Source organism: Pseudomonas sp. IT-347P, from assembly GCF_949768005.1.
Classification (GTDB): domain Bacteria; phylum Pseudomonadota; class Gammaproteobacteria; order Pseudomonadales; family Pseudomonadaceae; genus Aquipseudomonas.
Window position 1 is genome coordinate 571,905 of the sequence record NZ_CATKPQ010000055.1, and the last position, 19,876, is coordinate 591,780.

Sequence of the window (19,876 nt, forward strand, 5' to 3'; positions counted from 1 at the left end):
GGCGGGCACCTTTGAAAATCTGTGGGGCAGCCCGAAGCTGCAAAAGCGCGCAGTTTACGCCAGGTTGTCGGCAAAGTGGACACGCCGGTTTGCTGTTACACATTTGCGCAGGCGCTATACATATGTATCGCTTGCTCGCCGTTGCCGCGCCATAGAGTGGAAGCATGTTTCTACAAAAGCAGGGGCTGGGCGATATGGCGGATAAACAAGGGATTGTAGAAGAGATTCCACCGGCAGCCGCTACGTCCACAGGGACGGCGCGGGAGATTCTGTTGCGGATCACGCGCTGGCAGGTGCTGATCGACAAGCGCTTGAACAGCCAGATGACCGTGTTGGAAGCCATGGAGTATTTCGCATTGGCTGAACTGCGCATGCATTTTCCCCTGGGCAATATCGACGCTGGATTCATCGTCGCCCTGCTCGATGCCGTGCTGCAGAAATTGATCGACGGTAAGCCGGTGATGTTTTTGGCCATTCGCGACGCACCGTTTCGCTGGCCCGGCGGTTCCGATCCGGCGTTGCCTGCCCGTCGTCGCGAGGCCGTCATCCAGACGGTGGATAACGTTTCGCTGTACTTCCTCGATCAGTACAAACGTTACTTGCAAGAGCACTGGGAAACGAAAAGGCAGGAGCCCCTGTTCGATCGCCTGGTAAAACGCAAGCTGCAGCGCTATATCGACGACATTGACGCGCTGTTCCAAGCAGACCGGCTCGCCGGGTTGACCCTGGATCGATTGCGCAGGCAGGTCGAAAAGCTTGAGGCGCGAGGCACCCGCCGGTATCGGTTGACCGCGCTGGCAACCGGCGCGGAGAAGAAAATCCTCGAAGCACAGTCATTCGCGCAACTGCCGCATTGGCTTCGGGTGCTGAACGAGCCGGATCGCACCAGGTTGCGCGATTATCAGGAACAGACCTCACTGGCCCAGGCCGCGCTCGACGATTTGCTGGACGGCTGCGGCTCGTTGCGTGCCTACGCTCGTCAACAAGCCATCGATTACATCCAGCTCAAGCTCGACATGGAAGTGGAGCCGGACCGGATCGATGTGCGCTTGAAATGGCGCGCAGCGGTGGGCGAGCCAACCCATAACTGCAGTCTGAGCGAGTTACTGGCGGCAGGGCCGATCGGTGAGGATTTTGCGACGGTGCTGGAGGTTACCAGTGCTCCTTCGTTGCGCAACCAGCCGATGGAGCCGGCATTTATTGCCGACATGCTGGCGGAACAAGACTATCCAGCCGATTACTTGCGCGTACTGGCCAGGCAATACGAGCACGAGGAGGTGCGGCGCGCGTCGAGTGACTGGATCGGCGCGCGACTCAAGCACAGCGCATTTGTCGCGCGTTGCGCCGGGCATCTGGCAGTGGTCGACCACGATCGCCTCGTACAGACATGGGCTGAGAACACTGGCGACAAAACCTTGCGGGTCGCCGCGCTGGCGCTACCCAATGGCATGCAGTGTGCCGATCTGCTGGTGTTCTACCGTGAAGAGGCCACGCAAGCGGTGGCAGATCTTGTGCTTTACGCGCCTAACAAGCCGGACGGTCAGGAGTGGGTGCGGTTGTCTTCGCTCGCCGCGTTGACCGGGGAAGTGTGGGGCTGGACGCAACACGAGTCCGGTCGCGAATATCTCTTGCAGCAACTTTCACCAACCGCCCATCGCACTGCGCGGGAGTACCTTGTTGCGGTCTCGGCGAACCCGGCCCTGTGGGGCATGAACAGTGACATTCGCCGTACCGCCAAGCCGTTTGCCGAATGTGTCGAGGCGGCCGCAAACATGGGCCTGGCGAAGCACCTGCAGCAAGTCGAGGAGGATAACTCGCTGCGCTGTTACTCAACGCTGGCCCCGGATGCGCGCCGACGCGTCAGCAGTCTGAATCAGGAACTGGTGGTGCATCAGCGGGTGTTCAATGAGCTGCTGGGTGGTTTCGAAGTATTCGTCGACTTCGCCAGACGCACGGTTGCCGCAGCGATTGCACCGTATATGCGCAGCAAGAATGTGCAGGAGGCAGTTGATCCAGCCACTGTTCTGATTGACTACAACCCCGGTGTTGTTGATCGCACCCAACAGTCGGTAGCCAGCCTGCTTGATCTGGCGATCTACGGCTACGACGACAACGCCGGAATCGACCATCCGCAAAAAGGTGTGCGCTCGTCAGTTGGCCAGGACTTGAGCCAGGTGCGCAGTGCCGATCTTGCACTGTATCTGCGCCGGGCCTGGCTGGGTGAAAAGTACGCCAGCGAGATCCGCGACAAGTATCTCGATTCCCGCGATCCGGCCTACGAACCGCGTCGATTTGCCTATCGAAACGTTCTGCTGTCGAAAATGGATCGTGATTTGCGCGTCGCCAGAAGTCAGTCACGATTAAGCGACGCGGTGTATTTTTCGTTGGTCCGACAGGTTTCGCTGCTGAGCCAATTGCCAACGCCGGGCGTGCGTTTGCCGGGTGCGAGTGTTGTTGTCGACGATGGCGTGTTCAGGTTTACCGTGCGGGGTCATGTCGTGCTCGGGGTGTACGTGTTTGTCTGTCATGACCCCGAACCCTGCTGGTGGCTGTACACGCCGGATGCTCCCGACAGCCTTGCGTTGCGCCCGTATCAGTCATTGCTTGGCGACATCGCCGGCACATTGCACGACTACTTGATGGCGCGCACGGCGGTTGCGGCGCGCAAATCCGTTTCGCGCACATTGCAGGCGATAGCCGCAAAAAATCAGCGCGTCGATACTCTGTACGAAGCGCAGCGAGTGAGCGATGCCCGTAGCGAATTCAACGCTTACATCGAGCGCGCGGTCACGGATGTGGAAGACATCACCACCAGCCGCGCGGAAATGATCGAGAGACAGGTGGTCAAGGGGCTGATGTTCGGGGCTGCACCGTTTTGTATGGTGTTTCCGCCCTTTGCTTTACTGCTGGATGTCGTGTTCATTGCCGTCAGCGTCGGCCAGGCTGTCGAGGCGCATCTGGAAGGCGATGTCGATGGTGCGCTCGGTCACTGGCTGGAGGCATCCTGGGGAGCGCTGTTTGCCATGGTCAGCGCCCGCAGTACGCTCAAATTGCTCGGGCACACGGTCAGAAGTCTGAAGCACACGATCAGACCGGCTTCTGCGTTGGCCGAACGTCTGCAAGCCATGACGCCGATCCGCAAGGAAACGCTGCCGGCGGTTCGGGAGGTGCGTTTCCACGCCAGGCAAGCCGTCAGCAAGACCCCTGAGCACTTGCAGCGGGTCACTGACGAGGGCGTTTTCTTTGGTACCTGGCGCAGTCCGCCCAGTGCTGCACAACCCCAGCCAACCTATTACATTCGCAGCAGAGGCAAGTATTTCCAGGTCAGGGAAAACCCGCATTTCGGTGGGCTCAGCCTGATCGATGCACGTCGCCCGGCAGCCATTTATCAGCGGCCCATACGGTTGACCGCGGGCGGCAAGTGGACACACGAACGGGTCGGGCTGCGCGGCGGCAATGATCAGGTGCGCAATCTTGGGCAGGTGAGCAATCTGCGCGACGCATTTCCCGGTCGTGTCGAACCGGTGCTGAACCGTGGCGCGATGCAGGGTGAGGTTGTGGTGGCGAAGTTTGTTGCCGGGTCGACGGACAATTATCTGTATTCGCTGAATGCACAGAGCTGTGTCATTGCATCGCTGTACAACCCCTTGACGAAGATCGGGGCGGTCATTCATTTCGATCACAACATCCGCGCGCTGATCGAGCGCACTGTCAAGGACGTGCTGACGCGCCTGGGAGGCTCGGCCAAGAATGTGCGTGCCACGCTGGTGGGCGGTGACTGGCTGACAGGGACCGATATCGGCGGACCGATCAGACGCATATTGCGCCAGCAGGGCCTACGGCCGACCTGGGATTACTGGTCGTATTCGTCCTGCCTGGGCAACAATTACGCCGTGTCGCTCAATCTGAAGAACGGTGTTTCGACGGTATTCAAGACATCTGCCCGTCAGGTAGAACGGCTATATACGCCGCTTTTGCAGCGAGCGCGCTATGCCAAAGATCCGGTTTCGAGGCGTGCCGCCAGTGTGTTGCAACGTGTTCGCAGCAAGCCGTTGTATGAAAATGCCGCCGGCAACGTGGTCGATCAGACTGGCCATCAGGCAAGCGCCGCGATGGTCGAGGAACAGGCTTTCTCGACGGTGTTGATGAACTGATGCGTTCTTCGCACGCATAAAAAAACCCGATCCGCAGGGATCGGGTTTTTCACGCCGGTTCAGTCTTACGACTGTTTGGCCAGCTTGTGCTCAAGGTAGTGAATGTTCACACCGCCTTTGCAGAAGCCTTCGTCACGCACCAGATCACGGTGCAGCGGGATGTTGGTCTTGATCCCGTCCACCACGATTTCGTCCAGGGCATTGCGCATGCGTGCCATGGCTTCATCGCGGGTAGCGCCGTAAGTGATCAGCTTGCCGATCAGCGAGTCGTAGTTCGGCGGAACCGCATAACCGCTGTACAGGTGCGAATCGACGCGAACGCCGTTGCCGCCTGGAGCGTGGAAATGCTTGACCGTGCCCGGGCTCGGCATGAAGGTTTTCGGGTCTTCAGCGTTGATCCGGCACTCCAGCGAGTGACCGCGAATCACCACGTCATCCTGGGTGAACGACAGCTTGTTGCCGGCGGCGATGCTGAGCATCTCCTTGACGATGTCGATGCCGGTGACCATTTCCGAAACCGGGTGCTCCACCTGAACACGGGTGTTCATTTCGATGAAGTAGAAACGACCGTTTTCGTACAGGAACTCGAAAGTACCCGCACCGCGGTAACCGATGTCGATGCACGCCTTGACGCAGCGAGCCAGCACTTCCTGGCGCGCCTGCTCGTCGATGCCCGGTGCCGGCGCTTCTTCGAGAACCTTCTGGTGACGACGTTGCAGCGAGCAATCGCGGTCGCCCAGGTGGATGGCGTGGCCCTGGCCGTCGGACAGCACTTGCACTTCGACGTGACGCGGGTTGGTCAGGAATTTTTCCAGATAGACCATCGGGTTGCCGAACGCCGCACCTGCTTCGGAGCGGGTCAGTTTCGCCGAGGCGATCAGGTCTTCTTCCTTGTGCACCACACGCATGCCGCGACCACCACCGCCGCCGGCGGCTTTGATGATCACCGGGTAGCCGACTTCGCGACCGATGCGCAGTGCCGTTTCTTCGTCTTCCGGCAGCGGGCCGTCAGAACCTGGAACGGTTGGCACGCCTGCTTCGATCATCGCGTGCTTGGCCGAGACCTTGTCGCCCATCAGGCGAATGGTTTCGGCTTTCGGGCCGATGAACGCGAAGCCGGAGTTTTCGACCTGCTCGGCAAAATCGGCGTTTTCCGCGAGGAAACCGTAGCCTGGGTGAATGGCGGTAGCGCCGGTCACTTCAGCGGCAGCGATGATGGCCGGGATGTGCAGGTAAGACTGAGCGGCGGACGCCGGGCCGATGCAGACGGATTCGTCTGCCAGACCCAGGTGCATCAGCTCTTTGTCGGCCTTGGAGTAAACGGCGACGGTCTTGATGCCCATCTCTTTGCAGGCACGCAGAATCCGCAGGGCGATCTCACCGCGGTTAGCGATCAGAACTTTTTCCAACTTCGCAGTCATCAAAGGCTCTCCGCGGTTCAAACGATGGTGAACAGCGGTTGGTCGTACTCAACCGGCTGGCCGTCTTCGACGAGGATGGATTCGATCACACCGCTGGTTTCAGCTTCGATGTGGTTCATCATCTTCATGGCTTCGACGATGCACAGAGTGTCGCCTTTCTTCACGGTCTGCCCGACTTCAACGAAGGACGGCGAGGTTGGCGAAGATTTGCGGTAGAAGGTGCCGACCATCGGCGAACGGGCAACAGTGCCGTTCAGCGCTGGCGCAGCAGCGGCAACCGGGGCAGCGGCAGCAACCGGAGCAGCAGCAGGTGCGGCGGCCGGAGCCTGCATCGGAGCCGGCGCGTAGTACTGCTGAGCCGGGGTCTTGCTGTGACGGCTGATGCGTACGGACTCTTCGCCTTCCTTGATCTCGAGCTCGTCGATGCCGGACTCTTCCAGCAATTCGATCAGTTTCTTAACTTTACGGATATCCATGAATCATCAACTCCCAAGGGTCGGTCAGGGGCGTTTAACGCTTGTAGTTCAAGCCGTTGCCTGTGTTTCAAGCTGTTCTAGCGCAGCCTCCAGGGCCAGTCGGTAACCGCTGGCGCCAAGGCCGCAGATCACTCCCACCGCTACGTCGGAGAAGTAAGAGTGATGGCGGAAAGGTTCGCGTTTGTGCACGTTGGACAAATGCACTTCGATGAATGGGATGCTCACTCCCAGCAACGCGTCACGTAATGCGACACTTGTGTGCGTAAAAGCTGCTGGATTGATCAGAATGAAATCGACGCCTTCGCCGCGAGCGGCGTGGATACGCTCGATCAATTCGTACTCGGCATTACTTTGCAGATACAGCAGATGGTGACCGGCTTCACGGGCGCGGCGCTCCAGATCCTGATTGATCTGCGCCAGGGTCGTTGAACCGTAAGTGCCGGGTTCGCGGGTGCCGAGCAGGTTCAGGTTGGGGCCGTGCAGCACCAGTAGCGTCGCCATCTGCGTAGTCCTTGTTATGAATGAGCAATCGTCAGAACCCGGCGACTATGCCGCAAAGACTTTGTGACTGTCCAGTTCTATGCAATAGCCAGCACGATGGCCGATGTTTGCGCGAAATATGTGACCAAGTGATTTGATCCGGTCATTCCGCAGGATAGGCGGTGATACAAATGACGCCATCGCGAGCAGGCTCACTCCTACAGTTGGAATGCGGTCCCTTGTAGGAGTGAGCCTGCTCGCGATAGCGGTCTATCAGACACGAAAGGCCTGAACGGCTGTATGCAGTTGCCCACCCAGTACCAGCAGATTCTCACCCTGTTCGCGCCCACGACCGATACGCACCAGGTTATCCCCACCCAACTGATGAATCCGCTCGCTGTGATCGCGAATCTCGCTGACCGCGCCGCTTTGCTGCGCGGTGACATCGGCAATGCGGATCGCCGTGTCGGAAATGGTCTGGATCGCGCCGACGATTTTATCCAGCGCACCATCCGCCGCTTGTGCCTGATTGGCGGTGACTTCGGCGTGTTCAACCTGCGCGCGCATGCCTTCCACCGATTGCCGCGCGGCGGTTTGCAGGCCGGCGATCAAGGTTTGAATCTCGGCCGTTGCGCCAGCAGTGCGTTGGGCCAGCGAGCGAACTTCTTCAGCCACCACGGCAAAACCACGGCCCATTTCCCCGGCACGTGCCGCTTCAATCGCCGCGTTCAGGGCCAGAAGGTTGGTCTGGTCGGCAATCGAACGAATCACCGTCAACACGCCACCGATGGTCGCCGACTCTTCAGCCAGATGTTCGATCATCTGCGCGTTGCCTTGCACTTCACCGACCAAGGCATGCAGCCCGGTCAGGCTCTGGCCAATCACGGTCTGACCATGCTCAACGGCCAGTCCGGCGTGACGGCTGGCCTCCGCTGCCTGCCGGGCATCGCCGGCAACCTGCTGAATGGTCGCTTCCAGCTCGCCGAGGGAATCGCGGATCAGTGCGGTATCGCTGGCCTGATGTTCGGCACCGCTGTGCAGATCATTGCTCAATTCGGCGAGAGTGCGACTGCTGCCCGCCACTTGCTCGGCATTGCCGCGAATGGTGCCGACCAGATCCACCAGATACGCGCGCAAACGGTTCAGTGAGGCTTCGATGTCGTGCAATTCGCGGTTGGTCTTGCCCAGATGGATGTCGTGGCTGAAGTCGCCCTCGGCCCAGGTCGACAGCGCCGGCGCGAGGTCGGTCAGGGTGCGTGAGAGTCGGCGCTGCAAGGTGTCGATCAGCAGGGCAATCAGCAGAATCAAACCGATCATCACGCCTTGTATCAGGCGCACTTCGCCCTGGATCTGGCCGTGCTGGGCGCGTACAACCGGTTCCAGACCGGCGATGGCTTGCTGTACGGCGGTGATTTTCTGGTGAGTGGCGGCACTCAAATCCGTGCGTTTTTGAATCTGATCGCGGGTGCGTTCAAGTTCTGCCGGATAGCGCCCGAGCAGACTGTTGAGTTCGCGCTTGAGGCCGACACCGGCGTCTTCGGCGACGGTTTTTTCGCTGTTCTCAATGCCCATCATCGCCGCGAAATCGTCGCTGCCCGATTCGTTTTTGGCGACGACGCCGAGCAGGGGCAGGGCATCGATTGCTTGAGCCTTCGAGCGGATATTAGTGACTTCGCGCTCAACGTCGGCCGCCAGTTCGCTGCGCCCGCTGCTGACCAGTTTGTCTCGCGCCAGCGAGAGTTTGCCCAGGTGCTGGGAAGCGGCGAGCAGTGGCGCCAGATAAGCCGCATTGCCATTGGCGTACGTGCTGAGCTGGTCGAGGCTGGCGCTCAATTCACGCTCGGCCTGCAACAGCAGCGCCTGCGGATCGCCGGCCAGTTTGCCGGCGGCGAGCAGGTCGGTCTTGCTGAACTCGTCGAGACTCGACAGGCTCGGCCGCAAGGTTTCAGCCAGCGCTGGCGGCAGTTCACCGAGCTCCTTCTGCAAACCGTCGATGGCCTGGCTGGCGCTGCTCAGACGCAAGGCGTCGCCGCTGGCGAGGTAGTCCTCGACGTTACGCGCCACCGCGTTCTGAAATTGCTGCGACAACCCCAGATAGCGCTCCATCAGCAGATACGGGCGTTCGAGGGCTTTTTGCGACCACCACAGCGTCGCGCCGAGTGCTAGGCACACGGCGACCAGCAGCAGCGTATTGAGATTGGTGAGCAACTTCAGGCGCATGACGGCTACCAACGGCAGAAATGGTAAGCGCTTGAATTTATTGCGTTTCTGTTACAGGGTTATGACCGAATCAGTGGAATCTGATGAAAAAGTGGCACTTTGCTTTGATTCCCGCGCGGTCTGCACGCGATTGCGTCCGGCACCCTTGGCCCGGTACAGCGCTTCGTCGGCCTGACTGGCCATCATCAAGCTGTCGCAGTCGTCGTGCATTTCCACCACGCCGGCGCTGAAGGTGCACCACAAATCCTGCGGTTGCGCCGGGTAATGGATCTCGGCGAAGCGCTGGCGGATTTCGTCGAGCACTTTATGCGCGGCTTCTATGTCGGTGTCGGGCATGACGATGGCGAACTCTTCGCCGCCGTAACGGCCGATGAAGTCGGTTTTGCGCAAACGCTGCTTGAGAAACAGCGCGAGGCTCTTGATCACCCGGTCGCCCATCGGGTGGCCGTGGCTGTCATTGACCCGTTTGAAGTGGTCGATGTCGAGCATGGCAAAGCTCAGCGGCTTGTTTTCCCGGCGGGCGCGGAACGAGCAGTCTTCGAGCAGTTGCAGAATATGCGTGTGGTTGTACAGACCGGTGAGGCTGTCGCGCACCATCCGTGCTTTCAGATTGCGCGCGCGGGCGGCGCGGTTGCGCACGGTAGTGATCAGGTGACGCGGCTTGATCGGTTTGGTCAGGAAGTCGTCGCCGCCCTCGCTCATGGCGTCGAGCTGCTTGTCCAGATCGTCTTCGGCCGACAGGTAAATGATCGGCACGCTGACATAGCGATCGTTATGGCGAATCACTTTGGCCAGTTCGGTACCAGTGCAGGCCGGCATGTACATGTCGAGAATGATCAGATCCGGCTGGAAATCGGCCAGTTCGGCCATCGCCTGAATCGGCTCGATCAAGGTGCGGGTGACGATCCCGGCGCTGTTGAGCAGGCGCTCGGTGTGCAAGGCCTGCGCGCGTGAGTCGTCGATGATCAGCACTTTATAAGGTTCGTACTGGGCGACGCAGGTGAGCACTTCGATTTTTTCCAGCAGGCTCGAGGCTTCGAGGGTGCCGGTGAGGAATTCCTGACCGCCGGCGCGCACGGCGGCCAGACGGGTGGGCGTATCGGTTTCGTGCAGGCTGAAGAACAGCAGCGGCAGCGGCTCGTCCAGGCCGACCTGAGCTTCGGCGGCGAGCTTCAGGCCGACGCCGGCACCGCTGAAGTCCACGTCCATGACGATCGCCGCAGGCAGGCGCTCGACCATCGATGAGCGAAAGGCCGAAACACTGTCCAGCGCCTGCGCGCTCAGACCGAAGAATTCCAGTTGTTTGGCCAGCCGTTCGGCGCGGTCGTGATCTTGCAGCATCACGTAGATCGGTTTGCGCAGCGGCGGCAGGAAAGTCTGGTCGAGTTGATCGCCATGGCGCAGGCCGGTGCGCGACAAACGTTGCATCAAGCGATTAAGGTCGGTGATCAGGCCGCTGCTGAGGCGTCCGCGATTGGCGTCCACGGCTTCCAGCGATTGGCTGATATGGCGCGCCAGCTGAGTGTGTTCAGGCTGTTCGAAACGCTCGGCGAAACGCAGCAGGCGCAGATTGGCCTCGCTCAGTTCGGCGAGGTCGACAGTGGACCACTCGCTGCGTTGCAGGCGTTGCCATATCTCAAGAATCTGACGTGCCTGATGAATTACCCGCTGGGCAAAGTGGTGCTTGAGACGCTCACGGCTGGGGTCTTCTGGCTCGGTCATATCCTGACTACTAGTTAGGCTGCATGCTGAGATCGACTGGTGGCTCTATGCTAGCACCTCTTTTCCCTTACACGAGTGTCGTACGTCAATAATCTGCAGTACGTCACCATTCAGTTTCTGACCGGGCGGTTTCATTTTTGACCTCGGCGTTGCTCAACTCCCCGTCAGTCGGGCGTTTCGCCGGAAAGCAGGTTGGGCGAGACGTATGCATTTAGCTGCGCAGTGCATGCGTACGCGAAAGGGGAGCATGGCCTTGGCATCCGTTTGGCTGGGGCGCGGGTATCGGGGATTCCCTTAGTGATCGTCGAAGCGTCATTCGCCCACATGATTTGCGGCTTATCGTTACGCGCGGGTGCCCGGCCTTGGCACGTTGTTGTATGGTTGTGGTCGAACCGTTGAACCCAAGTGATTGAAAGGATATCGCCATGCTGGACTGGAAAAACCGCGCGGGCAGCGCGCCTGAACGTGCCGCCGAGCCCAAGTCGGCCACCCGCAGCTATGTTGGCGGGCTGTTGTTCAGCCGTGCATTGGCCACGCTGATCGGCCTCTACCTGCTGGTGACCATTGGCCTTGGCTGGTACTGGAGCCAGGAGCCGGCGCTGTTTCCGGTCGCACAAAATGCTCAAGTGGCGGCCGAGAAAGAAGGCAAGCAGATGGTGGTCGGCTACACCACCGTCGAAACCCTGAAGACCGTCGCCGGCACCTTGCTCACCAAGCCGGGCGGCTACATTTCCAACGACCGCTTTCCGCCGGGCCTGTGGATGGACAACACGCCGAGCTGGGAATACGGCGTACTGGTGCAAGTGCGTGACCTGACCCGCGCCCTGCGCAAAGACTTCGCCCGTTCGCAATCGCAGTCGGCGGAAGATGCCGATCTGGCCAAGGCCGAACCGCGTTTCAACTTTGATAACAAGAGCTGGATCCTGCCGTCGAGTGAGTCGGAATATCAGGAAGGTATCAACTCGCTGAGCCGTTATCAGGCGCGCCTGTCTGATCCAACCCAGAAGAACGCACTGTTCTATGCCCGCGCCGACAACCTGAACAACTGGCTCGGCGATGTCGGCACCCGTCTCGGTTCGCTGTCGCAACGCCTGTCGGCCAGCGTTGGCCGGGTCAAGCTCAACACCGCGCTGAAAACCGAAGTGCCGGCGATCGGCGAAGTGCCGCAGGTTGACGAAGAGGTCGTCGAGACCCCGTGGATGCAGATCGACAACGTGTTCTACGAAGCCCGCGGTCAGGCCTGGGCCCTGTCGCACCTGCTGCGCGCTATCGAAGTCGACTTCGCCGATGTGCTGGCGAAGAAGAACGCCACGGTCAGCGTGCGTCAGATCATCCGTGAACTGGAGGCCTCGCAGGAACCGGTCTGGAGTCCTATGATTCTTAACGGCAGCGGCTTCGGCGTGCTGGCCAACCACTCGCTGGTCATGGCCAACTATATTTCCCGGGCCAACGCTGCGGTGATCGATTTGCGTCAACTGCTCAATCAGGGCTGATTCATGAGTCAGAGCCTCAAAGAGGCGGCCCACCGCGCCGCCTCGGATGCCGAACAGATTGCCTGGGTCGACGAGCAGGACAACCTGCTCGGCGCACTTGTCCGCGCCGATTTGCGCGAGCGCGGGCTGATCGGCCGTGGCACCTACATCATGCTGTTCAATTCCGCCGGTGAGCTTTGTGTGCACAGGCGCACCTTGAGCAAGGCGATTTATCCCGGGTACTGGGACGTCGCGGCGGGCGGCATGGTGCAGGCCGACGAAACGTACGCCGAGTCGGCGGCCCGTGAACTGGAAGAGGAGTTGGGCGTCAGCGGTGTCGAGCTGACGGCCCATGACCATTTCTACTTTGAAGACACCGGCAATCGGCTGTGGTGTTCGGCGTTTTCCGCCGTGTGGGACGGGCCGTTGAAACTGCAACCGGAAGAAGTCCTGGAAGCGCGGTTCATCCCGCTCGGACAGGTCATGCAGGAAATCGAGCAGAAGCCTTATTGCCCGGACTCTCTGGCTGCGTTGAAGCGCTATCTGAAGGCGCAGCAAAGCGACGTCGCAAAGAACACATAAATTGGCGCCGATTGGCACTTAGCAATCGGCTTTTTTGCCGTTACACTGCGCGACCTTTTCAAACTGCACCGTCCTGCTTTTATTGAAGCATCGGTGCAGTAGCGCTGCCCCTGCCTGAGTGGGGCTTCGCGGTCGCTGACCTTGCCCAAGGTTGCGATCAGTCTTTGTCCTCCCAAGAGGATTGCCGGTGGCCAAAAAAGCCGCATCCTTCGCCGCCCTGGGCGGCCTGGTATTTTCCACCGACGCAGGTCGTCATTGCCCGGAATGCAGTAAGCCGGTGGACGCCTGTATCTGCAAACAAACCGTGATTCCGGCCGGCGATGGCATTGCCCGCGTACGACGCGAGAGCAAGGGCCGTGGCGGCAAGACGGTGACCACCATCACCGGCGTGCCCTTGGCCGAAGACGCGCTCAAGGAGCTGGCGACAACGTTGAAGAAACGTTGCGGCACCGGCGGGGCGTTGAAAGACGGCATCATCGAAATCCAGGGCGATCATGTCGAGCTACTCTTGGCTGAGCTGATCAAGCACGGTTTCAAAGCGAAGAAGTCCGGCGGCTAGCAGCCTCTGTGAAAACCACCTGCGGCTTGATCCGGCACTGAAACACTTCAGATCCGGCGTCGTCTCCATGGTTTTCACAGAGCCTGTTCATGACCGGTTTCTAAACTCCACGCAGTCAGTGCGGTCTACCGCCGCGCTGACGAACCGTCATTTTCATTCTTTAGACTGCGCCGGCCTGAGATCAGGCGACGCACTATGACTTCTTTATAGGGGACTTCGATGTCCGTACGACGCACACGCAAAGACGATGGCAGCCAATGGACAGTTGCGGACAGCCGCAGTGTTTACGGGATTCGCCATTGGGGGGCCGGGTATTTCGCGATCAATGACGCCGGTCGCGTCGAAGTTCGTCCGAACGGTCCGAGCAGCTCGCCTATCGACCTGTTCGAGCAAGTCGACCAACTGCGCAAAAGCGGTTTGTCCTTGCCGTTGCTGGTTCGCTTCCCCGACATTCTGCAAGACCGCGTCCGTCAGCTGACCGGTGCCTTCGACTCGAACATCGAGCGCCTGGAATACCAGAGCAAATACACCGCGCTGTACCCGATCAAGGTCAACCAGCAAGAAGCGGTGATCGAGAACATCATCGCTACCCAGGACGTTTCCATCGGTCTGGAAGCCGGCTCCAAGCCTGAGCTGCTGGCCGTACTGGCGCTGGCGCCGAAGGGCGGCACCATCGTCTGCAACGGTTACAAGGACCGCGAGTTCATTCGTCTGGCGCTGATGGGCCAGAAGCTCGGCCACAACGTCTTCATCGTCATCGAGAAAGAATCCGAAGTCGGCCTGGTGATCGAAGAAGCGGCCTCGCTGAAGGTCAAGCCACAGGTTGGACTGCGCGTGCGGCTGTCGTCGCTGGCGTCGTCGAAGTGGGCGGACACCGGTGGCGAGAAGTCCAAGTTCGGTCTGTCGGCGGCGCAACTGCTGTCGGTGGTCGAGCGCTTCCGCGCGGCCGGTCTGGATCAGGGCATTCGCCTGCTGCACTTCCATATGGGTTCGCAGATCGCCAACCTCGCTGACTATCAGCACGGTTTCAAAGAAGCGATCCGTTACTACGGCGAATTGCGCAACCTCGGTCTGCCGGTCGATCACATTGACGTCGGCGGTGGCCTCGGTGTCGACTACGACGGCACCCACTCGCGTAACGCCAGCTCGATCAACTACGACATGGACGATTACGCCGGCGTCGTGGTTGGCATGCTCAAGGAATTCTGTGACGCGCAGAGCCTGCCGCATCCGCACATCTTCTCTGAAAGCGGCCGCTCGCTGACCGCGCACCACGCGATGCTGGTGGTGCAGGTGACCGACGTCGAGAAGCACAACGACGAAATTCCGCTGATCGAAAACAAGGAAAGCCTGCCGGAAACCGTGCAGTGGCTGGTCGATCTGCTCGGCCCGACCGACATCGAAATGGTCACCGAAACCTACTGGCGCGCCACTCACTACATGAGCGACGTGGCCGCGCAGTATGCCGACGGCAAACTGACCCTGGCCGAAAAAGCCCTGGCCGAACAGTGCTACTTCGCCGTGTGCCGCCGCCTGCATAACTCGCTGAAAGCCCGTCAGCGTTCGCACCGTCAGGTGCTCGACGAGCTCAACGACAAGCTGGCTGACAAGTACATCTGCAACTTCTCGGTGTTCCAGAGCTTGCCGGACACCTGGGCGATCGATCAGGTGCTGCCGATCATTCCGTTGCACCGTCTCGACGAAGAGCCGCTGCGCCGCGCGGTACTGCAAGACCTGACCTGCGACTCCGACGGCAAGATCAACCAGTACGTCGACGAACAGAGCATCGAAACCAGCCTGCCGGTGCACGGTTTGAATGAGGGCGAAGATTACCTGCTGGGCGTGTTCCTGGTCGGCGCCTATCAGGAAATCCTCGGCGACATGCACAACCTGTTTGGTGACACTGACTCGGTGAACATCTACCAGAACGCCGATGGCAGCGTGTACCACGCCGGTATCGAGACCCACGACACCATCGAAGACATGCTGCGTTACGTGCACTTGTCGCCGGAAGAACTGATGACCCACTACCGCGACAAGTGCGCCAGTGCCCGCATCAGTGCCAGCGAGCGCACGCAATTTCTCGATGCCTTGCGTCTGGGCCTGACCCGTTCCTCCTACCTGTCTTCCTGAGGCCAGGTGACGGTCTCGCCGGGTTGTCTGAATTTTTCCTGAGAGTGACGGAAAAATCAGATAGCCCGGTGGGATATCTCCCAAAATCTTCGTGAAATGCCTGGCAATCCCGGTCAGCAAAGTCATCTGGTCTGCTTTTCGCGTAGGTCATTTCCTAAGTTGTACTTCAGCTCTCTACTCGGCCATGGCTCTCGGCGAGAATCCCCGGCCGCCCCTCCTGTAGAGATCCGCCCATGTTCGAACCAGTCAACGAGTCGTCGTTTCGTCTCGATGTAGCGGGCCTGTCCGACCCCTTCGAAGTCCTGGCCTTTACCGGTAGCGAAGCCCTCAGCGAGTCCTTTGCGTTCGAGATCGATGTGTTGATCGACGATCCGCATCTGGACCTCGCCGGCCTGCTTTACCGCTCGGCGTTCCTCTGTTTCGGGCCGTCGGGGGAGGGCGTGCACGGGCAATTGCAGAGCCTCGTCCAGCATGAACACGCAGCGGGTGCAAGATTGAGCCGGATCCGTCTGAGGCCGAAACTCGATTGCCTCGCGCTGCGCTTCAGCCAACGCATTTTCAGTGGCCGTTCGGTGCCGCAGATCATCGAACAAGTGCTCAGGGAGCACGGAATTGTCGGTGCCCAGCGCCGCTTCGATTTGTGCGGCGACTATCCGGCGCGGACGTTCTGCACCCAATACCGCGAGTCCGATCTGCAACTGCTCCAGCGCTTGTGCGCACAGGCGAGGATTCACTATTACTTCGAACACGACCGCGACCGGCATTGCGTGGTTTTCGCCGATGATCCGGCGCGGTTGCCCTTGGCCGGAGCTGCGCGGTATCAGCGCAAGGACGACGGACAAAACGCTTTTCCCACCCTGTCCCAATGGCAGGTGCAGGCGGCCATGCAGGGCCATTCGCCGGATGCACAACGGGCCGAAGGCCGGAGTGATCTGGCGGCGTTGCGCAGCGGTCATTGGCTGCGATTGGCCGGGCATCCTTTCGCCGAATGCAATCGCCCTTGGTTGCTGACACGTATCGAACATTGCGCTGATCATTCGCTCGAACCTCCCTACACCAATCGCCTGTTCGGCGCGGCGCAGGTGCCGTGTGCCGCGGCCACTGCGCCTTCGCGCCTGCGCATGCACAGCCTGCAACGGGCCTGGGTAGTGACGGTCGATGAGCCGCAACCCGATGGCTTGCGTCCGGTGGCGGTGCAATTCGACTGGTTGTATCAAGGCGAAGGCGCCGCGCCGAGCCACTGTTGGCTGCCGCTGGCGCCGTCCCTGACCCAGACCCCCATGACGGCCCTGAGCGATGGCGTCGAGGTGGTGGTGAGTTTCTTTGAGGGCGATCCGGATCAGCCGATGATCAGCGGTGTGCTGCAGCCACCCATTGCGACCGACGATAGCGAAACCGATGCTGTTCCCGCATTGTCACTGCCCGACAGCCTGATGAGCGAAGGCTTGCAGCAACTGTTGGTGTCCGGTGAACCGTTGCTGTTGTTGTGCCTGATCCCCGGCGGCGGCAGTTTGCGCCACTGCCGGGAGCCCGTGTGCAGTTGTCGACTGGTCACCGCACTCGAACAGAGCGGCGCAACATGAGTGGTGCGGCGATTGAACCCAGAGTGCAGTGGCTGTTGCTCGATGGCCCGGATGCACCGCAGGCCTTGCTGATCTTGCGTCGGGCGTTTGCCGATGTGCAGCGCTTCAGTCTGTTCGCTGGCACTGAGTTCGAACCGGTCAGCGAGCACGGCCCGGTATTGATCGATTTGCGCGATTGCCCGGCATTGGCCGCGTTGTGTCAACACGACCCGGATACCTGGCGTGGGCTGTTGCTGGGCAGTGAGGTTTCGGCGCCACAGTTGCTGAGTCACTTGCAGCGCATGCTCACCGTGTCGTTCGGCCTGAATCATCGGGCGCTGCTCAGCTATTACAACCGGCAGACCGCGAGCTATTTCTTCGATGCCTGCGACGCCGCCGAGCTGAGCCGCTGGCTCGGGCCGATTCGCCAGTTGCGCTGGTTCGGCGGCACCTGGGCCGACCGTGCGATTGGCAGTCAGGGCTGGCAGCAGTTGCGCAATCCGGGCCTTGCCGTCGAGCCGCTGAGCATCGAAGAAAGCCTGACCCGACGCCAGCGCGAACGCCTGCAGACCTGCCTGCTGGAGCAGCACGTCTGGCGCTGGTGCCAATCGCTGGGAACCGATTACGCGACGATGGCCTCCCATGTCCAACAAGGCCTGGCGCTGGGATTCAGCGACCGCACCGTGCTCGATGGCTGGTTGTGGCTACGCTTGCTGCATCCGCGTGCCGTGCTGGTGCCACCGCCGGTGGGGCTGACCCAACAGCAGCGGCTTGACCATGTGCGGCGCCAGTGGCACGGCGATCAGTCCTGAGGCGAGGTTTGGCGCGTATGGCAGGTTTGTTCCGGCAAGGGTTGGGCACCGTGATCTGCCTCGTATGGCTGCTGATGCTGGGCGGCTGTTCGCCGGTGAAGGTGCTTAACGCGCTGACCCCGGACAGCACGTACGACAAAACCGTGGGCATCGCCTATGGCGACGACCCGCGGCAGAAGCTCGATGTGTATGTGCCGCATCAGCCAATGCCCGGCGCGCCGGTGGTGGTGTTTTTCTATGGCGGCAGCTGGAACAGCGGTTCGCGCATCGACTACCGCTTTGTTGGCGAAGCGCTGGCGTCCAAGGGGATTGTCACGGTGGTGGCGGATTATCGCTTGTACCCGCAGGTGCGCTATCCACTGTTCCTCGAGGACGGGGCGCGGGCGGTGGCGTGGACCAAAGCGCATATCCACGCGTTCTCCGGCAACCCGCAGCGCTTGTATCTGATGGGCCACAGTTCCGGCGGCTACAACGCGGCGATGCTCGCACTCGATGGCGAATGGCTTGCGGCGGTGGGCATGTCGCCCAGGGATGTACAGGGCTGGATCGGCCTGGCCGGGCCGTATGATTTTCTGCCGATCAAGAATCCCGAGGTACGCCCGGTGTTCTTCTGGCCGGACTCACCGCCGCAATCGCAGCCGATCAATCATGTCAGTCGCGGCGCACCGCCCGCGCTGCTGATTGCGGCCAGCGAGGATGATCTGGTCAACCCGGCGCGCAATACCGGCGCTCTTGCGCGCAAGCTGCGCGAGGCCGGGGTGCCGGCGCAGGATCTGTATTACTCGCGGCCCAGTCACATAACGTTAGTGGCGACCTTGTCGAGACCGTTGCGCCACTTGGCGCCGGTGCTCGATCAGGTGCTCGGGTTTATTGCGCACACACCGACTCAGTGAACGCCGCCGGTGAACCAGCCGTCGTTGCGCTTGAGCCACAACGCTTGCGCACCGAGGGTCAGGCTGCGCAACACCATGAACAGCAGAAAAGATATCCACAGCCCGTGATTGCCCAGCCCTTGCAGCGCCCAAGCGAATGGCAACAGCAGCACCACGGTGACCAGCATGCCATTGCGCATTTCCCGCGCGCGGGTGGCGCCGATGAACAAGCCGTCGAGCAAATAGCTCCAGACCGCAATCAGCGGCAGCACGGCGAGGTAGGGCAGGTAGACGAACGCGGTGTCACGCACACTCTGGATGTCGGTCTGCATCTCGATGAACAGGTGCCCGGCGAGCAGAAACAGTGTGGCAAAACCAAGACTGGCGATCAGTGACCAGCCGCCCGCCACTACCAGCGAGCGCCGCAGGGCCAGCCGATCACGGGCGCCGATGGCGTGTCCGCACAAGGCTTCCACAGCATGAGCCAGACCGTCCAGCGCATGTGCGGTCAACAGCAAGCCATTGAGCAGCAGCGCGTTGGCAGCCACCGTCGCATCGCCCAACCGCGCGCCTTGCACGGTGATCAGGAAAAATACCGATTGCAGCGCCAGGCTGCGGATAAAGATATCGCGGTTGACCGCCAGCAACGGACGCCAGCTCTGCCAGATTCTCAGCGCCGCCCAGACAATGTGTCCCGGATACGCGCGCAGGGCCTTGCGGGTCAGCAGCAGGCCGAGCAGGGCGCCGCTCCATTCGGCAATCACCGAGGCGCGCGCCGAACCGACCACGCCCCAGTCCAGGCCGATGACGAACCACAGATTGAGAGCGATGTTGATCAGGTTGGTGGTCAGCAAAATCGCCAGTGGCGCGCGGGCGTTCTGCGTGCCGAGGAACCAGCCGACCAGCGCATAACTGGCCAGCGCAGCGGGCAGGCCGAACAGCCGCGTATGGAAGAAGTCCCGTGTGAGTTGATCCAGCTCCGCCGACGGTTGCATAAAGTGCAGTGCCACGCCGCTCAGCGGTACGCCCAGCGTGCCAAGCACCAGCGCCAGCCCCATCGCCAGCAGCAAACCCTGCAACAGAATCTGCCGCAACGCCGCACCGTCGCTGCGCCCGGCAGCCTGCGCGGCAAACCCGGTGGTGCCCATGCGCAGAAAGCCCATGGCCCAGGCGAGAAAGGTGTACAGGCTGGCACCGACCGCCACCGCGCCCAGTTGATGAGCATGGGGCAAGTGGCCGATGACGGTGCTGTCGACCAGCGCCACCAGCGGCACGGAAATATTGGACAGAATCATCGGCGCGGCGAGTGCCCAGACCTTGCGGTGCGTCGGGCGGTCGCGCCAGTCGGCGATCAGAGTGGACATGCGGGCTCCTTGGGGAGCGGCATTGTAGCGATAACCCAGGTTTTACC

General features: G+C 60.8%; 13 protein-coding genes and 1 pseudogene. 8 read left to right on the plus strand and 6 right to left on the minus strand.

The annotated features are described in order from the left end of the window. The first annotated feature begins 164 nt into the window (after window positions 1–164). A complete protein-coding gene (locus ACM6IV_RS22050; protein WP_414871627.1) occupies window positions 165–4,154 on the plus strand; it encodes a type III effector 1 in 3,990 nt (1,329 codons plus the stop codon). 65 nt (window positions 4,155–4,219) lie between these two features. On the opposite strand, the gene accC is transcribed toward ACM6IV_RS22050, so the two are convergent. The 5 genes and pseudogenes from accC to gcbA form a co-directional block, all read right to left on the minus strand. Continuing rightward, the gene (accC, locus tag ACM6IV_RS22055; protein WP_325721693.1) at window positions 4,220–5,575 is read right to left on the minus strand and encodes an acetyl-CoA carboxylase biotin carboxylase subunit; all 1,356 of its coding nucleotides are present in this window, start codon (window positions 5,573–5,575) and stop codon (window positions 4,220–4,222) included. Window positions 5,576–5,592: 17 nt separating this feature from the next. Then, window positions 5,593–6,051, minus strand: coding sequence for an acetyl-CoA carboxylase biotin carboxyl carrier protein (gene accB, locus ACM6IV_RS22060; RefSeq protein WP_129388525.1), 459 nt, complete (start codon window positions 6,049–6,051; stop codon window positions 5,593–5,595). 48 nt (window positions 6,052–6,099) lie between these two features. Continuing rightward, window positions 6,100–6,552 carry a type II 3-dehydroquinate dehydratase gene (gene aroQ, locus ACM6IV_RS22065; protein ID WP_414871628.1) on the minus strand — a complete coding sequence of 151 codons (453 nt, stop codon included), beginning with the start codon at window positions 6,550–6,552 and terminating at the stop codon, window positions 6,100–6,102. Between the two features lie 252 nt (window positions 6,553–6,804). Further along, window positions 6,805–7,311, minus strand: a pseudogene (locus ACM6IV_RS22070) (methyl-accepting chemotaxis protein); the annotation flags it as partial. Window positions 7,312–8,802: 1,491 nt separating this feature from the next. After that, window positions 8,803–10,473, minus strand: a complete 1,671-nt coding sequence (gene gcbA / locus ACM6IV_RS22075) for a diguanylate cyclase GcbA (RefSeq protein WP_414871629.1) — start codon at window positions 10,471–10,473, stop codon at window positions 8,803–8,805. 425 nt (window positions 10,474–10,898) lie between these two features. On the opposite strand from gcbA, the gene ACM6IV_RS22080 reads away from it, so the two are divergent. The 7 genes from ACM6IV_RS22080 to ACM6IV_RS22110 all read left to right on the plus strand — a co-directional run bounded on the left by ACM6IV_RS22080 (window position 10,899) and on the right by ACM6IV_RS22110 (window position 18,486). Further along, window positions 10,899–11,966, plus strand: coding sequence for a DUF2333 family protein (locus ACM6IV_RS22080; protein WP_414871630.1), 1,068 nt, complete (start codon window positions 10,899–10,901; stop codon window positions 11,964–11,966). Window positions 11,967–11,969: 3 nt separating this feature from the next. Continuing rightward, entirely contained in the window at window positions 11,970–12,527 is a 558-nt protein-coding gene (locus ACM6IV_RS22085; protein ID WP_414871631.1) for an NUDIX hydrolase, read from the plus strand. 187 nt (window positions 12,528–12,714) lie between these two features. Beyond that, window positions 12,715–13,086, plus strand: coding sequence for a translation initiation factor Sui1 (locus tag ACM6IV_RS22090; RefSeq protein WP_007914613.1), 372 nt, complete (start codon window positions 12,715–12,717; stop codon window positions 13,084–13,086). 219 nt (window positions 13,087–13,305) lie between these two features. Next, window positions 13,306–15,219: an arginine decarboxylase gene (speA, locus tag ACM6IV_RS22095; protein ID WP_414871632.1), complete on the plus strand. Its 1,914-nt coding sequence runs from the start codon at window positions 13,306–13,308 to the stop codon at window positions 15,217–15,219. Window positions 15,220–15,452: 233 nt separating this feature from the next. Continuing rightward, window positions 15,453–16,802, plus strand: a complete 1,350-nt coding sequence (locus ACM6IV_RS22100; RefSeq protein ID WP_414871633.1) for a type VI secretion system Vgr family protein — start codon at window positions 15,453–15,455, stop codon at window positions 16,800–16,802. After that, window positions 16,799–17,593 (plus strand): DUF4123 domain-containing protein, encoded by a 795-nt coding sequence (locus ACM6IV_RS22105; protein WP_414871634.1) that lies wholly within the window; start codon window positions 16,799–16,801, stop codon window positions 17,591–17,593. Before ACM6IV_RS22100 ends, ACM6IV_RS22105 begins: the two co-directional genes overlap by 4 nt. Window positions 17,594–17,610: 17 nt before the next feature. Continuing rightward, entirely contained in the window at window positions 17,611–18,486 is an 876-nt protein-coding gene (locus ACM6IV_RS22110) for an alpha/beta hydrolase (protein WP_414871635.1), read from the plus strand. Here the strand turns inward: ACM6IV_RS22110 and ACM6IV_RS22115 are convergent. After that, window positions 18,480–19,829: an MATE family efflux transporter gene (locus ACM6IV_RS22115; RefSeq protein ID WP_414871636.1), complete on the minus strand. Its 1,350-nt coding sequence runs from the start codon at window positions 19,827–19,829 to the stop codon at window positions 18,480–18,482. The two genes, ACM6IV_RS22110 and ACM6IV_RS22115, sit on opposite strands and share 7 nt — an antisense overlap. Window positions 19,830–19,876: the final 47 nt, after the last annotated feature.

Coding starts and splice junctions, on each gene's coding strand:
- ACM6IV_RS22050 (WP_414871627.1), top strand. CDS start 165: ATGTTTCTACAAAAGCAGGGGCTGGGCGATATGGCGGATAAACAAGGG.
- accC (WP_325721693.1), bottom strand. CDS start 5,575: ATGACTGCGAAGTTGGAAAAAGTTCTGATCGCTAACCGCGGTGAGATC.
- accB (WP_129388525.1), bottom strand. CDS start 6,051: ATGGATATCCGTAAAGTTAAGAAACTGATCGAATTGCTGGAAGAGTCC.
- aroQ (WP_414871628.1), bottom strand. CDS start 6,552: ATGGCGACGCTACTGGTGCTGCACGGCCCCAACCTGAACCTGCTCGGC.
- gcbA (WP_414871629.1), bottom strand. CDS start 10,473: ATGACCGAGCCAGAAGACCCCAGCCGTGAGCGTCTCAAGCACCACTTT.
- ACM6IV_RS22080 (WP_414871630.1), top strand. CDS start 10,899: ATGCTGGACTGGAAAAACCGCGCGGGCAGCGCGCCTGAACGTGCCGCC.
- ACM6IV_RS22085 (WP_414871631.1), top strand. CDS start 11,970: ATGAGTCAGAGCCTCAAAGAGGCGGCCCACCGCGCCGCCTCGGATGCC.
- speA (WP_414871632.1), top strand. CDS start 13,306: ATGTCCGTACGACGCACACGCAAAGACGATGGCAGCCAATGGACAGTT.
- ACM6IV_RS22100 (WP_414871633.1), top strand. CDS start 15,453: ATGTTCGAACCAGTCAACGAGTCGTCGTTTCGTCTCGATGTAGCGGGC.
- ACM6IV_RS22105 (WP_414871634.1), top strand. CDS start 16,799: ATGAGTGGTGCGGCGATTGAACCCAGAGTGCAGTGGCTGTTGCTCGAT.
- ACM6IV_RS22110 (WP_414871635.1), top strand. CDS start 17,611: ATGGCAGGTTTGTTCCGGCAAGGGTTGGGCACCGTGATCTGCCTCGTA.
- ACM6IV_RS22115 (WP_414871636.1), bottom strand. CDS start 19,829: ATGTCCACTCTGATCGCCGACTGGCGCGACCGCCCGACGCACCGCAAG.